This window comes from Saccharopolyspora indica, assembly GCF_027853965.1.
Lineage (GTDB): Bacteria > Actinomycetota > Actinomycetes > Mycobacteriales > Pseudonocardiaceae > Saccharopolyspora > Saccharopolyspora indica.
This window is the reverse complement of the sequence record NZ_JAQGLB010000015.1, coordinates 1-15757: the sequence shown is the minus strand read 5'-3', so window position 1 is coordinate 15757 and position 15757 is coordinate 1. Positions and strand designations below refer to the sequence as shown.

Below are 15757 nucleotides of genomic sequence, written 5' to 3'. Positions count from 1 at the left end.
ACATACTCCCTGGACACCTGGGCCGAGGACGGACCACGGGTGGTCCACGAAGGGAGCGGAGCCGCCCAGCCGCGGCTCGACCGGCCACGAAGGAGCAGCCATGTCCACCACCGCCGCACCGTCGACCTCGGTGCCGAGAACGCGAATCGCGGCCGCTACCTTCATCGGCACGGCCATCGAGTTCTACGACTTCTACATCTACGGGACAGCTGCCGCACTCGTTCTCGGGCACCTGTTCTTCCCCACGTTCTCGGCCCTCGCCGGAACGCTGGCCGCGTTCGCCACGTTCGGCGTCGGGTTCGTGGCCCGCCCCGTGGGTGCAGTGGTGTTCGGTCATTTCGGCGACCGGATCGGGCGCAAGACGATGCTGATCGTCTCCCTGCTGACGATGGGAACGGGGACGGTCGCGATCGGCTTGCTGCCCACCTACGAGACGATCGGGATCGGTGCCCCGGCCCTGCTGGTGCTGTGCCGGTTCCTGCAGGGGTTCGGTCTCGGCGGCGAATGGGGTGGTGCGGTGCTGCTGGCGACCGAGTACGCCCCGGAGAACCGCCGCGGGCTGTGGTCCAGCTTCCCGCAGGTCGGACCGGCGGTCGGGTTCGTCGTCGCGGGAACGGCGTTCCTGGTGCTCGGCGGCACGCTGTCGGACGCGGCGTTCGAATCGTGGGGGTGGCGGGTGCCGTTCCTGGCCAGCGCGCTCCTGCTCGTCGTCGGCTACTACGTCCGGATGAAGATCGCCGAGACCCCGGTGTTCGAGAAGGCCATGCGGGAGCACGACAAGTCCAAGGCCCCGATCGTCGAGGTGATCAGGCGCCAGCCCCGCACCCTGGCGCTGGCCACCTGCTCGTTCATCCTCGCGCACACGTTGTTCTACACGATCACCACGTTCTCGCTCTCCTACGGCACCGAGGTGCTGGACCTCGACAAGAACATGCTGATCGTCTGCGCCATGGTCGCCGCGGCGGTGATGGGGGTCGCCACCCCGATCTTCGCGGTGCTCTCCGACCGGGTCGGTCGACGTCGGGTGTGCCTGGGCGCCGCGGGGTTGGCCGTTGTGTGGGCGTTCCCGCTGTTCGGGCTGATCAACACCGGGGACCCGCTGCTCATCGCCATCGGCATGTCGGTCGGGATGATCGCGTTCGCCGCGCTGTTCGCCCCGATGGGCGCCTTCCTGCCCGAACTGTTCGCAACGCGATACCGGTACACCGGATCCTCCGTCGCCTACAACGCCAGCAGCATCGTCGGCGGCGGTCTCAGCCCCATCCTGGCCACCCAGATGATCGCGTCAACCGGTTCGTCCCTCCCGATCTCGGCCTACCTCGTCCTGATCGCCCTGATCTGCGCCGTGTGCGTCTGGTTCATGCGCGAAACCCACACCGCCGACCTGACCACCGACCCCGCCGACGCCCTCCCGTAGCGATCCGCAGCCGCACCGACGACCGCTGGTGCAGCTGTAGACCAGTTGATCGGATGCGTGCGGAGACGTGCCGAGGCAGCTGAAGTGGTTCTTCTCCAGGACGCGGCGGCTGGCCTTGTTCGGGGGGAAGACGTAGGCCAGGAGATCCGGCTCCAGTTGCGGGTCGAGGTGGGTGAAGTGCCAGTGCGCCAGCGCGGCCACGAGTTCGGTGGCGTAGCCGACGCCCCACCAGTCCGACGCCAAGAGGTACCCGAGTTCGCGGTGCCCGGTGCGGTGCGCCCGTCCGAACCCTGCTCGGCCCAAGAACTGCCCGGCGTCGTCTTCGACTCGCCATTTGGACCAGCCGCGTGCGACGTGCTCGGCGCTCCAGGTGCGAATTCGCTCCCGGGTCTGTGCTCGCGTCAGCGTTCCGGTCGTCATGTAGCTCATCACGGCCGGATCGGAATGGAGGCGGTGCAGGTCGTCGGCATCTCCGGGAGCCCAGGTGGTCAACCGCAATCGTTTCGTGCGCAGGACGACCACGCGGCGATCACCTGTGCCTTCCGTCATGCGTCGCAACCCGGGCTCGCAGCGTGCTGACACGGATCAGGCACAGCCAGCAGCCCCTGCCATGCTGTCGAAATCGTGGAGCCTGTACAGCGCGCGCACAACATCCGTCGGACCACCACGTGCCCTCCCCGTCTTCGCCATGACTGCGGTGACCCGGCCACCCGGCCCACCCGGTCAACCCGATGATCCCGATCCGGTGCGGCCACCGCCAACCACCCCTTCGGCGCAGCGATGGGGCTTTCGGCCTGGCGTACGCAGATCTGCGTACGCCAGGTGTCGCGCTCGCGCCGACGACGCCGCGAGGTCCGCAGCGCACCATCTCCAGCAGCAGATCCGCACCCGCAAATGCTGGAGACATCGTGCAGACCAACGGAATCCGCCCGGCCACCCGCCCTGCGCCGCCCCGGACCGGCAGGGGCCGGCGCCGGCTCTCCGCACGTGCGCGGCGCGCGGTGCTGTTCCTGCACATCGTCGCCGGTGTCGGCTGGTTCGGGATCGCCGCGGTGACGTTCGTGCTCACCGTCGCGGCACTGACCTCGTCCGACGCCGCGATCGTGCGCGCGGGCTACGAGTTCCACGAGCTGCTCATCGGTTCCCTGGCCCGCCCCGCGTCGCTGATCACCCTGGGCACCGGGCTCATCCTCTGCGCCGGCACCAAGTGGGGAATCGCGAAGCACTACTGGCCGCTGGTCAAGCTGGTCCTGGTCGTCGTCACGATCTCGATCACCGCCAGCCTCACGCCCGGCTGGATCGCCACCGCCCTGCGGCCCTCCGGCACTCCGTTCACCGGCGATCACCTCGACGCGCAGGTCAACCTCATCGGCATGGCCGTGTTCCACGTCCTGACGATCGGCGCCGCCACGTGGCTCTCGATCTACAAGCCCGGCGGCCGCACCCGCTGGAACCAGTGGCGCACGGGAAACGCCTCGCCCGCCTAGCCGGCGCTCGCGTGACCAGCCCGCCGGCTCATCGGTTCACGCCGTGCGGAGCTGCTTCTCCAGCGGTGTCGGGAAGGACGGGACCACGGGAGTTCCGTCCAGGCGGGGCTGGAGCACGTCGGCGGCCTCCTGCACCGCACGGGTCGCCGCCGCGCCGCGATCGGTCAGCAAGCTGGTGGCGATCTTCCCGTCCGGGCGCACCGCCCAGCCTCCGATGACCTCGCCGCCCCACCAGATCGTCGGGCCGATGTTGCCGTTGCGGTCGAACAGGGGCCGGGAGTCCTCGGGCAGGTACCAGTCCCGTTCCTTCCAGCCCATCGGCGTGGGGTCGAGGGCGGGCAGCAGCGCCGCGGTCGGGGCGGCGGGCTCGTCGGGCTCGGTGTCGTCGGCCATGACCAGCCCGCAGCCGACGTCGGCGGTCTCCAGCGCGGCGAGGGCCTTCCTGGTGGCGCCGAGCGTCCAGCCCGTCCACCACTGGACGTCGGCGACGGTGGCCGGGCCGAAGCGCCGCAGGTACTGCTCGACCAGTCGGGCCCTGGCGTCCGGCAGCTCGGGGATTCCCCGCGGCCACCAGCTCGACGCCGGTTCCCAGGTGTGCGCGCGGGAAGTCCACGAGCCGCGCGGTTGCGCGCGCACCATCCGGCCCTCGGCCGCCATCAGCACCAGCACGTACGTGGTGATGTTGCGCTTGACGTCCCACTTCTTGCCGGACGTCGGCAGCAGCGCGGTCCGCAGCCGGGGCTCGTCGGCGGACAGCTGGGCCGCGGTGGCCGAGCCGCGCTCGGCCAGCACCCGTTCGACCGACGACTCCACCGATCGCAGCCAGCCGTCCGCGTCGGCGGGCAGTTCCGGCTCGGTGGGAATCGTGGTGAGCTGCTGGAGCAGCCGCTTCCGCTGCCGGTCGGCGATCTCCAGCGACGCGGCGTTGTGCACGACGGCGACCAGATCGGCCGGCACCACGAACAACGTGCGGCGCATCGCCATCATCCGGACCAGCTCGCGGTCGTCGTACATCACCTTCGCGACGTCCTCGACCGACGCCGACGTGCAGCGGGCGAGCACCGACAGGAAGACCGTCGCCGGATCCGTCGCGTGCAGCACCACCACGTCGGCCGCCGCCTGCACCGGATCGCGCGCCGTCCCGGCGAGGTGCTGCCGGGCGACCAGCCGCGCCCGCCGTCCTTCGATGTCAAACCGCACGGCGCCATTGCTACCAGCAGCCACCGACACGCGCTCGGGTCTCATCGGCCCTTGTGCAGCTGGTCGTTGATCTTCTCGGCCAGGTCGCCGGTCATCCCGGTGGCGGGCAGTCCGTGGTTGAGGGCGTCGAGCAGCACCGCCAAGTGCGTGTCGACGGTCGCTTCGATGAGCGTGGCAAGGGTGACGGCGTGATTGCGACCGCGGAGCCAGCCGGCGATCACCGCGCACGTCCCGGCCACCGCGGCGGGGAACCACCACGCGCCCAGCACCAGGTAGAGCAACCCCCACCCGGTGAGCACCGCTGCCGAGTGGAAGTTGTTGTTGGTGGACTGGATCGGTGCACGCGCACCATCGGGCAGCAGAACCCACAGGCGGGGCCACACCAGCGCGAGCCGCAAACCGTGGTACTGCGCCGAGATCCGCGCTTCCAGCAACCGGAACTGCTCGCCGATCGCGGTCGGCCGCCGGGGCAGGTACGCGGCCACCGGTGTCACCCCGGCACGGCTCGCGGCGCGTACGGCCACCGCGACCCGCAGCGCGATCAGCGGCCGGGCCAGCAGGGCCGCCGGACCGCGCCACCGGCCGAACCACACCGCCTGCACGATCCGGCCGATCGCCTGTGCGCTCAAACCGGCGGCCGAGGCACCGAGCAGCACGAGGACCAGGCCGACGACGATCGAGGCCTGCGCGCCGGGATGGTTGCCGGAGCCGGTGAACGGCGGCCGCAGCAGGTTGAGGTCGAGCGCGTGGCGGTGACCGAGCTGCATCGCACACCACACCGCCGCCAGGTACAAAGCTCCCGGCAGCAGCAACGCCGACGCCCAACGCTCCGCCAGCTTGCTGCCGATCGAGGACAGGAACGTGGTCATGCTCTCGCCACGGGCAGCATCGGCTCGTCGAACAGCGTGCACCGGGGCGGACGCCCGGTGGCGTCGCGCTCATCGCGGCGCGGACAACGGCGAGCGGGGCACCGGTAGTCGCCGCCCCCTGCCAGCGGCACCGGGTCGAGCCCCGGCACGACCACCACGTCACCGCTTCCGGCACCGCGAGTGGAATCGCCCGGCGCGCCGTCCTGCGCGATCAAGCCGAACTGCTCGCACGCCCGGAGCGCCGAAGCGCCGTTGCGCACCCGGTTCTCAGCGCGTTCCAGCCTGCCGGTCCACAGGCCCGCGGCGGCTCGGTCCCGCAGCACGGGCAACATCGCGCACCACAGGGCGAGGGCACCGGGCTCGTCGCTGTGGTCCACCTGTCCCCCTGGTGCGCCGATCGGGTAAGCCTCCCCGATACTGCCACGCCACGCGGTGGCTTCCAGTAGGTTTCCGGCGGATTCACCGGAGGGACCTTGCCCGCTGATCGAGAACCGGCCTTGCGCCGCCTGCAGGATCGTCTCGCCGACCCGGCCGTCCTCGCGTCCATCATGGACATCTCGCTGCTGGTCGATGCGGGCACCGCCGTGCTGGGCCGAGGTGACACCCCGGTCGAGGTGCTGCGCGCGGTCGGGTTGCTGCACTGGCACCGCCAGCACGCGCTGCAACCACCGCTCAACGCGGAGGACGTGGAGTGCGCCCGGGTGTGCTTCGCGCTGCTGCCCCCGGACGCCTACCGGGAATTGCCCGCGCCGGCACGCACGTGGTACGAGCCGATGCGCGAACCCGGGCCGCTCGACGGGCGGTTGTGGCTCTACTACCACTACTTCCTGCTCCCCATCGCGATGACGACCGGAAACGTGGAACTGCTGTCCGCCACCGTCGCCTTGACCACGGCCGCGGCAGGCGAAACGGGCGATCCGAACGACTTCTCCTGCCTGGGCGCGGCACTGGTGCACCGAGCGCAGCAGACCGGATCAGCGGACGACATCGACCAGGCGGTGAGCGCGCTGCAAGCCGCCGTCGACCGCACGCCTGCCCACCACCCGGACCGCGCCGGTTTCATGTCCGAGCTCGCCACCACGCTGATGGGCAGGTTCAAGACCAGCGGCGACGGTGCGGACCTCGACACCGCGGTGCACCTGTTCACCAGCGCACTCCCAGCGCTGCCGGAATCGGAGGAGAAGCGGCGGGACTGCCTCGCCATGCTCGGCGCATCCCTGCTCGAACGCTTCACCAGAGACGGCGACGAGAGCGATCTCGCGGCGGCCGAAACCGTCACCCGAGAGGCCCTCGCGCTGACCTCCGACGACGATCCGCGCCGCGACCAGGTCCACGGCCACCTGGCCGGGATCCTGCAAGCCCGGTACAAGCGGACGGGCGACCCCACCGCGCTGGCCGGGGCGATCGACGCGACGCGGGAAGCCGTCGCGCTCAGCTCCGACGGGCGCGCGACCCTGGTCATGCACCTGTCCAACCTCGGCACCGCGCTGCGGGAGCGCTACGAGCTCACCGGGCACCGCGGCGACGTCGCCGAGTCGATCGAAGTGCTGCGATCCGCGCTCGCGCGAGTGCCCGCCGACCATCCGAGCCGGGCCGCCGCGCTGTCCAACCTCGGGCTCGCCCTGCTCAAGCACCACGAACTCACCGATGAGCGCACCGCGCTCGACGAAGCCATCGGTTCGCTGCGCACCGCACTGCGATCGGTACCGCCCGAACACCCTTACCACTGCCAGATCCAGGGAAATCTCGGTGCCGCTCTGCACACCCGCTTCACGCGCCACGCCGAGCTGCGCGATCTCGACGAAGCGATCGCCGCGAAGCGCGCCGCGCTGGCGGCGATCCCGCCGGGGCACATCGGGCGCGCCGGATTCCTGTCGAACCTCGCGAACGCGCTGTCGTCCAGGTTCTCCCACGGTGGCGGCGCTGCTCTCCTGGACGAGGCGATCGAACTGGGCAGATCCGCGGTGGCGGACACACCGCCGGACGATCCCGCGCTGCTCCGGCACCTGTCCAACCTGGCCGCCGACCTCACCCTGCGCTACGACTGGTCCGGCGACCGCGCCGACCTCACCGAAGCCGTGGAGACCGACCGCTTCGTGCTGTCGCGGATGCCCGCAGGCGCGCCGGAACGAGCCCGCAGGCAGGCGAACCTGTACAAAGCCCTGTTCCGCCGGTACCAGGCCGCCGGCGACGACGCCGACCTGGACGAAATCATCGAGCTCTGCCGCGAGCTGGTCACCGCCACTCCTGCCGGTCACCCGGAGCAGCCACGGCGGCTGGGTGATCTCAGCATCGCACTGCGCCACCGGTTCGAGCGGTACGGTCGGCTCGCGGACCTGGACGAGGCTCTCACCTCCTGCCGGACTGCGCTCGACCACACCCCGGCCGACAACCCGCTGCACGCGTTGCACCTGTCCAACCTCGCCGTCGGTCACCACAGCAGGTTCGGGCGGCTGGGCACGGCGGCCGACCTGGACGAGTCGGTCGAATTCGCCCGGCAGGCCGTGCGGACGACCGCCGACGGCCACCCCGACCTCGTCCACCGGCTGGGCACGCTGGCCAATGCGCTGCTGAGCCGGCACGGTCTGCACGACGACCTCGCAGATCTCGAGGAGGCGGTCGCCGCCGGGCGACGAGTGGCGCAGGCGCTACCGGAGCGGCACACCAAGAACGGGCAGGCCCTGCACAACCTGGCGATCGCGCTCAGCACGCGGTTCCAGCGCCTGGGGCAGGTCGCCGACCTGTCGGAGGCGATCGAGCTGGCACGGGCGGCATGCGCGGCAACGCCGCCGGAGCACCCGGACCGCAATGCCCGCCTCGGGGGCCTGGGCAACTACCTGCGGCTCCGGTTCGAACTCGCCGGAGACGACGCTGACATCACCGAAGCCGTCGACACCACCCGGGAAGTGGTCGCCGCGACCTCCGCCGACGATCCCCAGCTGCTGATCCTCCGGACCTACCTGGCACTCGCGCTCACCCAGCGATTCGTCCGCACCCGCGCACTCCCCGACATCGTCGAGGCCACCGATGTCGCCAGGTCGGTCGTCGGCGAAACGCCCCCCGACCACGCGGATCTCGGCCGCCGAACGGCCAATCTCGGCTGGTGCTTGACCCTGTGGTCGGAGCACACCGACGATCCGGGCGTGCTCGCCGAGGCCGTCGAGATCACCCGCTCAGCCGTGCGAGCGATGTCGGTCGGGAGCGATGAACTGGTTCAACGCCAGGGAAATCTCAGCCTGGTGCTCAGGAATCGCTTCCTGCGAACGCGATCGGTCGAGGACCTCGTGGAAGCGACCGCGGCCGCCCGCACCGCCGCCGGTGCGGCGCGTCCCGGTCACCCGCTGCGCAGCACCGCGCTGCTGCACCTGGGGATGTCGCACGAGCTCCGCTGGGAGATCAGCGAGTCCGAGGCCGACCTGGAATCGGCCGTCGAGGCCTACCAGCAGGTCGTCGCGGAAACGGCCGGACAGGCCCGGATCCGCGCGACGGCCGGACTCCGCCTCGGCCTGCTCGCCGCGAGCGCGGACCGGCATCCGCAGGCGCTGGCCGGATTCACCGCGACCATCGAGCTGCTCCCCCGCCTCGCCTGGCTCGGTGCGAGCCGGACGGCGCAAGAACACGCCTTGCGCGACTGGCAGGGCCTGGCCTCCGCTGCGGCCGCGTGCGCATTGTCCGCCGGGGATCCGGAACGCGCGGTGACACTGCTGGAACAGGGCAGATCCGTGCTGTGGAACCAGACGCTCGGGCTGCGCGACGACCACTCCCGGCTGCGCGCCCAGGACTCCCGGCTGGCCGACCGGCTCCGGGAAACGACCGCGGCGCTCGACGTCGTGCCCAGCGAGCCGAGCACGACGGACGAGGTCCGCGAGCGGCGCATCCGCCTCGCCGACCAGTGGGACTCCCTGCTCGCCGAAGCACGACGACTGCCCGGCCTGGCGGACTTCTTGCGCACACCGTCCTTCGACGCGCTCCGCCGGGGGCTGGAGCCCAGCACCGTGGTGATCGTCAACCTGCACACCACGCGCTGCGATGCGCTGATCATCGCGGACGGCTCGGTGCGGACCGTGCCGCTGGACGCCGACCTGCACGAGCAGGCGCACACCAGGGCCGAGGCATACGTGTCCGCACGCGCTCTTCTGGACTCGCAGTCCGAGCGCGTCTCCGGTCTCGACCGCGCCGCCGCCGAGCAGACCGTGCACGCGACGCTGGAATGGCTGTGGGACAGCGTCGCCGAGCCGGTCCTCAGCCACCTCGGCCACGACGTGCAACTGCCGTCCGGCGAACCGGGGCCGCACCTGCACTGGTGCCCGACCGGGCCGCTGACCCTGCTGCCGCTGCACGCGGCCGGCTACCACGACCCGGCCGACGCTCCCCCCGGAAGCACCGTGCTGGACCGCGTGATCTCGTCGTACACACCCACCCTGCAGACGCTGGTCCGCGCGCGCACCACACCGGCGGCCGGCACCGCGCACGAGCGATCGCTCGTCGTGGCCATGCCCGAGACGGACGGATTCGCGCCGCTGCCCGCGGCCCGCACGGAGGCCGACCTCGTCGGAGCGTGCTTCGGCCCGGACCACACCCGGCGGATCGGTGCCCGGGCCACCCGCGCGGAGGTCGTCGACGACCTGCGCGAGCACGCCTACTTCCACTTCGCGGGCCACGCCGGGCTGGCGCTGGACCGGCCGTCGACCGGCTGCCTCTACCTGCACGACGGCCCGCTCAGCGTGCTCGACATCGCCCGGCTGCGACTGGACACCACAGAACTGGCGTTCTTGTCGGCCTGCCAGACCGCGATCGGGGACACCAGCCTCCCGGACGAGAGCATCCACCTCGCCAGCGCCCTCCAACTGGCCGGCTACCGGCACGTCGTGGCAACGCTGTGGACGATCGCCGATCGGCCGGCGCCGGAGATCTCACGGCGCATCTACGACCTCGCCCGGCGCGAAGGACGACTCGACCTGACCCGCGTGGCCCGCGCGCTCCACCAAGTCGCCCGGGAACTGCGCGACGCCTACCCGCACACCCCGGCCCTGTGGACGTCCCACATCCACATCGGTCCCTGACCGGCATCCACCGATCGGTTGATGCCGGGTCCACCGCGTTCCGCGCCGGTCCTGACTGCGCGGTCGATACTGCGCGCCCGCGCCGGGCGGCATGGTTTCTGGCATGGCAATCATCGAGGTCGACAACCTCGTCAAGCGCTACGGCGACCACACCGCGGTCAACGGGGTCGGCTTCGCCGTCGAGCCGGGCGAGATCTTCGGCATCCTGGGCCCCAACGGGGCGGGCAAGACCACCACGGTCGAGTGCATCGAGGGACTGCGCACCCCGGACGGCGGGACCGTCCGGGTCTGCGGGATCGACCCGCGGCACGACACCGGCGAACTGCGGCAACTGCTCGGCGCGCAACTCCAGCAGAGCGATCTGCCGGACAAGATCGAGGTCGGCGAGGCGATGGAGCTGTACAGCTCCTTCTACCGCGACCCGGCCGACTGGCGAGCACTGCTCGACCTGCTCGACCTGACCGACAAGATCGGCACCCAGTTCCGCAGGCTCTCCGGTGGGCAGAAGCAGCGGTTGTCGATCGCGCTCGCGCTGATCGGCAACCCGAAGGTGGCCGTGCTCGACGAGCTCACCACCGGCCTCGACCCGCAGGCCCGCCGCGACGCGTGGGAGCTCATCGAGCTCGTCCGCGACCGCGGCGTCACGATCCTGCTGGTCACGCACTTCATGGAAGAAGCGGAACGGCTGTGCGATCGGCTCGCGGTGATCGACTCCGGCCGGGTCGTCGCGGTCGACACCCCGAGCGGGCTGGTCTCCAGCGTCGACGACCGGCAGCGCATCCGGTTCCGGCCGTCCGCCCCGCTCGACCACGCCGTGCTGGCCGCGATTCCCGAGGTCGCGTCGGTCGAACGGGCGGGTGACCGGCTGGTGGTGACCGGAACCGGGAACCTGCTGCTCGCCGTGACCACCGTGCTGGCCCGCCACCGGGTCGTCGCGGCCGACCTGCGGGTCGAGCAGGCCTCGTTGGACGACGCGTTCGTCGCGCTCACCGGCCGCCCCATCGACTCCTGAGGAGACCACCCGTGTCCGCCCTGTTCAGGCTCACCGCCACCGAGACCAAGCTCTTCTTCCGCGAACCGGTGCTCGTGTTCTTCGCGCTAGCGCTCCCGCCGGTCCTGCTCGTCATCCTCGGCTCGATCCCCGCGATGCGGGAACCCAGCGAAGACCTCGGCGGCGCCCGGGCGATCACCGTGTACGTGCCGATCATCGTGGCGATGAGCGTCACCGTGTTCGCGCTCAACAGCCTGTCCCAGCTGTTCGCCACCTACCGGGAGAAGGGCGTGCTGCGGCGCATGCGCACCACCCCGGTCACACCGCGGGTGATGCTCGGCGCGCAGCTGCTGATGTCCACGGTCCTGTCCGCGGTGACGATGCTGGTCGTGCTGGCCATCGGCCGGCTGGCGTTCGACGTCGACCTGCCCCGGCAGCTGCCCGCCCACCTGATCGCCTACCTGCTGACCGCGCTGTCGATGTTCGCGATCGGCCTGCTGGTCGCCTCGCTCGCGCCGACGGGCAAGAGCGCAGGCGCGATCGGAACCCTGCTGTTCTTCCCGTTCCTGTTCTTCGCCGGTCTCTGGATCCCGCGCACCGAGATGAACGACGTCCTGCGGACCATCAGCGACTTCACCCCGCTGGGCGCCGGCGTGCAATCATTGCAGGACGCCGCAGCCGGTCACTGGCCGCAACTGCTGCACGTGACCGTGATGCTGGGGTGGACGATCGTGGCCGGCGGGCTGGCCGCCCGGTACTTCCGCTGGGAGTAGGACGTGAGCATCGAAGCGGAGCTGCGGGCGGAGTTCGACCGCTGGGAGCGGGTGGAGACGGCGGTCTTCAAGTTCCTCCCGTACGTCCTCCTGGCGATCAGCGTCCTCATCACGCTGCTGATGCTGCCGATCTGGCACGTGCAGGTGTCCCTGCCTGCGGTGCTCGGGCTCTCGACCGCGGTCGCGGCCTGGCTGTTCTGGTTCCACACGAGACACCCCGAGTGGCACCGCAACCGCCCGCTGATGGGCGTGTACTACACGGGCCTGATGGTGCTGGCGGCCTGCCTGGTCGCGGTCGCGCCCTGGTTCGCCCTGTTCGTCTTCATCGGTTACCCGCAGGCGTTCCACTACCTGACGGGTCACTGGCGGTACGCGGGAGTCACCGCCACGTCCACGATCTCGGCGGTGGGCTACCTGGGCGGGGCGGTCAGCGTCCAGGACGAGAACATGGGCTGGGCGTGGCTGGCGCTCAGCGTGATCATCACGGTGCTGGCCAGCGCGTTCTCCCACATCGCCGAGCAGGCCGACCGGCGCATCTTCAAGCAGAAGCAGGCGCTCGTCGAGCTGCGCGAGGCCAACGCCATGCTGGAGGCCGCGCTGGAGGAGAACGCCGGACTGCACGCCCAGCTGCTGGTCCAAGCGCGCGAGGCCGGGGTGCTCGACGAGCGGCAGCGGATCGCGCGGGACATCCACGACACCCTGGCCCAGGGCCTGGCAGGCATCCTCACCCAGCTCCAGGCCGCCGAGCAGACGATGGACCGGCCGCCGGTCCTGCACCGGCACGTGGCGAACGCGATGAACCTGACCAGGGAGAGCCTGACCGAGGCCTGCCGGACGGTGCACGCGGTGCAGCCGGAGGTGCTCGCCGAGAGCAGGCTCCCGGACGCGATCAGCGATGTGGCCAGTCGCTGGTCGGAGGTGAACCGCATCGACGCGGTGCTGACCACCACCGGCGACCCGCGGCCGATGCACACCGACGTGGAGGTGACGCTGCTGCGGGCCGCCCAGGAAGCGCTCAGCAACGTGGCCAAGCACGCGAGGGCGGGCCGCGTCGGCCTGACCCTGTCCTACATGGAGGATCTCGTGACGCTGGACGTGCGCGACGACGGAGTGGGCTTCGAGCCCGACGCCAAGCGCGCAGGCGGTCCCGGCAGCGGCGGGTTCGGGCTGGCCGGCATGCGCCAGCGGGTGCAGCGCCTCGCGGGCAGGCTCGACATCGAGTCCGAGCCGGGCGGCGGTACCGCGATCTCGGCTTCCGTGCCCGCGATCCCGGCCGGAGGCGACCGGTGATCTCGCTGCTGATCGTCGACGACCACCCGGTGGTGCGGGACGGGTTGCGGGGCATGTTCAGCGCCGACCCGCGCTTCGAGGTTCTCGGGGAGGCCGGTGACGGCGCGGAGGCCATCGCGGCGGCGATGAAGCTGCGGCCCGACGTGATCCTGATGGATCTGCGGATGCCCAGAACCGACGGCGTCACCGCCATCGAGGAGCTGGCCGAGCGCGGGGTGCGCTCGCGGGTCCTCGTGCTCACCACCTACGACACCGACCGCGACGTGCTCCCGGCCATCCAGGCAGGCGCCACCGGCTACCTGCTGAAAGACGCGCCGAGGGAGGAGCTGTTCCGCGCGGTGGAGGCGGCCGCGCAGGGGCAGACGATGCTCTCCCCCGCCGTCGCGACCCGGCTGATGGGGCAGATGCGGCGGCCCGCCTCGGAACCGCTCTCGCAGCGCGAACTGGAGGTCCTGGAGCTGATCTCCCGGGGATCGACCAACCGCGAGGCGGCCAAGCAGCTGTTCATCAGCGAGGCGACGGTGAAGACGCACCTGCTGCACGTGTACGCGAAGCTCGGCGTCAACGACCGGGCAGCGGCCGTGGCCGCCGCGTTCACCCACGGCTACCTGACGCCACGCGACTGACGGGTCACCGGGCGTCCGGGTCGGGTGACAGGAATTCCAGGCGGTTGCCGAGGTTGTCCGCCGCGTAGAACCTCCGGTAACCGGGGAAGCTGTCGTCCCAGGTGACCTCGACTCCACGGCTCTCCAGTCGCTTCGCGAGGCCGTCGAGGTCGGCGACCAGGATGCCGGGGTGCGCCTTCTTCGCCGGGCGGAAGTCCTCCTCCACCCCGAGGTGGATCTCCAGGTCGTCGGCCCGGACCCACAGGCCGCCGCGGGCGGCGAGCACCGGCGGCTTCCGGACCTCGATCATGCCCAGCACGTCCACCCAGAACCGGCGGCAGTCGTCCTCGCTGTTCGGCGGAATCGACAGCTGCACGTGGTGCAGTCCGAAACCCAGCCCGGAAGTGGCTTCGGCGGTGTCACGGGGCTGAGCTGGCGCGTTGTCCGTCAATTCCGCGGTTCCTCCTCCGTCGTCGTGCTTCGAGGCGCCGCCCAGTGAATCAAGATCGCTCGCCCAGCGCTAGGCCTCGCTGCGCGGCGGGTCGTTCACCTGCTGCTGGGAGGCCCCTGTCACCTGGGCGTAGCTGGCGATGATCGCTTCCAGCTCCGCGGGCTCGATCACGTCGTCGATGTCGGAGAAACCGTTCGGCGCAAGGCGTTCGACCTCGTCGATGACGTTCTCCGGGCCGCCTCGGCGGTTTCGGAGCACCACCTCGCTGGTGGTCGCCAGGCGGTCGTCCTGGTACGCCAGCAGCGCCTCGACCGGGTCGGCGCACTGCGCCAGGTGGCGGCCGAGGCTGGTGGCGTCGAGGATCGCCTGACCGGCTCCGTTGGAGCCCATCGGGTACATCGGGTGGGCCGCGTCGCCCAGCAGAGTCACCCGGCCGTGCGACCAGGACGGCAGCGGATCGCGGTCGCACATCGGGAACTCGAAGACCTCCTCGGTGGCCTCGACCAGCCCGGCGTGGTCGACCGCGGGCGACCGGAACCGCCCGATGTGCCGGGCCAGCTCCGCCCGGTCGCCGGGCTTGGCCCAGTCCTGGCGCTTCGGCGGCGGGTCACCAGGTCGCCCGGTCTGGATGCAGATCGCCCAGTTGGTGAGCTTGGTGCCGATGCTCCGGCCTTCCGCGATCGGGTAGACCACCAGCTTGGCCGCGGTGCCGCCGGCGACGATCATCGATCGGCCGCCGTCGAACTCCGGCCAGTCGGTGGCGCCGCGCCACATCATGACGCCGTTCCACCGAGGCGGTCCTTCCGCCGGGAACAGGACGGACCGCACCGTCGAGTGGATACCGTCGGCGGCCACCAGAACATCGCCGTGCTCGGTGACCGGCTCACCACCGCGCCGGTCGGCGAAGCGCGCCCGGACGCCGTCCGCGTCCTGGGCGAACCCGGTCAGCCGGTGCCCGGTCCGCACCGCCTCGGCACCGAGCCGTGCCCGGACGGCGCGCAGCAGCACGCCCTGCAGTCTGCCCCGGTGCAGGCAGAACTGGGGGAACGCGAACCCGGCATCCAGGCCGCAGGGCTTGCGCAGGATCACCGGTCCCAGCCGGTGCGCGTAGCGCAGCTCGCGGGTGCGGATCCCGACCTCGTCCAGCGGGTCGAGCAGGCCGAGCGCGGCGAGCTCCTTGACCGCGTGCGGCAGCGCGTTGATCCCGACGCCCAGCTCGGTGGTCTGCTCGCTCTGCTCGTGGACCACGCAGTCGATGCCTTCGCGGTGCAGCCGGAGCGCGGTGGTCAGCCCGCCGATCCCGGCTCCGACGATGATGACCTTCACAGCCACCTCCTGTGCGGATCTCGCCTCCAGCATCGCTGAGGGGCGTGATGGGTGCTACCGCTAGTCGGTGTCCGGTGCGTCAGTCGGATGGGGGTGTGGTTGGTCGCCGGTTGGTCTGAGGCTCCTTTTGGCTCTGTTGTTGAGTTTTCAAGGTGCGTGGTACTGATGTTGTTGTGTTGTGGTGGGGGTCATCCCCGTGGTTTGGGGGATTGTGGGGGCTGTGGTCCGGATGTCAAGCCCGGCCTGGCGGCCGCCCCTTCGGGGTTTCAGGCTTGACATCCGGAC

The 15757-nt window shown here is 70.9% G+C and carries 12 protein-coding genes and 1 pseudogene; 7 read left to right on the top strand and 6 right to left on the bottom strand.

The features are described from left to right. Positions 1–100 precede the first annotated feature (100 nt). Complete coding sequence (locus tag OU416_RS27665) at positions 101–1417, top strand: MFS transporter (RefSeq protein ID WP_270929958.1); 1317 nt, start codon at positions 101–103, stop codon at positions 1415–1417. A 93-nt stretch (positions 1418–1510) separates the two neighbouring features. Here the strand turns inward: OU416_RS27665 and OU416_RS27660 are convergent. After that, a pseudogene (locus tag OU416_RS27660) lies at positions 1511–1966 on the bottom strand (GNAT family N-acetyltransferase); the annotation flags it as partial. Positions 1967–2325: 359 nt separating this feature from the next. Here OU416_RS27660 and OU416_RS27655 point away from each other — a divergent pair. Continuing rightward, a complete protein-coding gene (locus OU416_RS27655; protein WP_270929957.1) occupies positions 2326–2904 on the top strand; it encodes a hypothetical protein in 579 nt (192 codons plus the stop codon). 36 nt (positions 2905–2940) lie between these two features. Here OU416_RS27655 and OU416_RS27650 read toward each other — a convergent pair whose 3' ends face one another. The 3 genes from OU416_RS27650 to OU416_RS27640 are packed head-to-tail and all read right to left on the bottom strand — an operon-like array spanning position 2941 to position 5350. Then, the gene (locus OU416_RS27650; RefSeq protein WP_270929956.1) at positions 2941–4104 is read right to left on the bottom strand and encodes a winged helix DNA-binding domain-containing protein; all 1164 of its coding nucleotides are present in this window, start codon (positions 4102–4104) and stop codon (positions 2941–2943) included. A 41-nt stretch (positions 4105–4145) separates the two neighbouring features. Further along, a complete protein-coding gene (locus OU416_RS27645) occupies positions 4146–4973 on the bottom strand; it encodes a hypothetical protein (RefSeq protein ID WP_270929955.1) in 828 nt (275 codons plus the stop codon). Then, on the bottom strand, positions 4970–5350 hold the full coding sequence (locus tag OU416_RS27640; RefSeq protein WP_270929954.1) for a hypothetical protein: 381 nt from the start codon (positions 5348–5350) through the stop codon (positions 4970–4972). Before OU416_RS27640 ends, OU416_RS27645 begins: the two co-directional genes overlap by 4 nt. A 96-nt stretch (positions 5351–5446) precedes the next feature. Here OU416_RS27640 and OU416_RS27635 point away from each other — a divergent pair, with 96 nt between their 5' ends. The 5 genes from OU416_RS27635 to OU416_RS27615 all read left to right on the top strand — a co-directional run bounded on the left by OU416_RS27635 (position 5447) and on the right by OU416_RS27615 (position 13716). Further along, on the top strand, positions 5447–10036 hold the full coding sequence (locus tag OU416_RS27635; RefSeq protein WP_270929953.1) for a CHAT domain-containing protein: 4590 nt from the start codon (positions 5447–5449) through the stop codon (positions 10034–10036). A gap of 103 nt (positions 10037–10139) precedes the next feature. Then, positions 10140–11048 carry an ABC transporter ATP-binding protein gene (locus OU416_RS27630; RefSeq protein ID WP_270929952.1) on the top strand — a complete coding sequence of 303 codons (909 nt, stop codon included), beginning with the start codon at positions 10140–10142 and terminating at the stop codon, positions 11046–11048. Between the two features lie 11 nt (positions 11049–11059). Further along, a complete protein-coding gene (locus OU416_RS27625; protein WP_270929951.1) occupies positions 11060–11800 on the top strand; it encodes an ABC transporter permease in 741 nt (246 codons plus the stop codon). Positions 11801–11803: 3 nt separating this feature from the next. Beyond that, entirely contained in the window at positions 11804–13090 is a 1287-nt protein-coding gene (locus tag OU416_RS27620) for a sensor histidine kinase (protein ID WP_270929950.1), read from the top strand. Continuing rightward, positions 13087–13716: a response regulator gene (locus OU416_RS27615; RefSeq protein WP_270929949.1), complete on the top strand. Its 630-nt coding sequence runs from the start codon at positions 13087–13089 to the stop codon at positions 13714–13716. The genes OU416_RS27620 and OU416_RS27615 overlap by 4 nt, the downstream gene beginning before the upstream one ends. A 4-nt stretch (positions 13717–13720) precedes the next feature. Here the strand turns inward: OU416_RS27615 and OU416_RS27610 are convergent, their stop codons facing one another. Both OU416_RS27610 and OU416_RS27605 read right to left on the bottom strand, forming a co-directional pair. Continuing rightward, complete coding sequence (locus OU416_RS27610) at positions 13721–14146, bottom strand: VOC family protein (protein ID WP_270929948.1); 426 nt, start codon at positions 14144–14146, stop codon at positions 13721–13723. A 69-nt stretch (positions 14147–14215) separates the two neighbouring features. Beyond that, positions 14216–15472, bottom strand: coding sequence for a flavin-dependent oxidoreductase (locus OU416_RS27605; protein ID WP_270929947.1), 1257 nt, complete (start codon positions 15470–15472; stop codon positions 14216–14218). Positions 15473–15757: the final 285 nt, after the last annotated feature.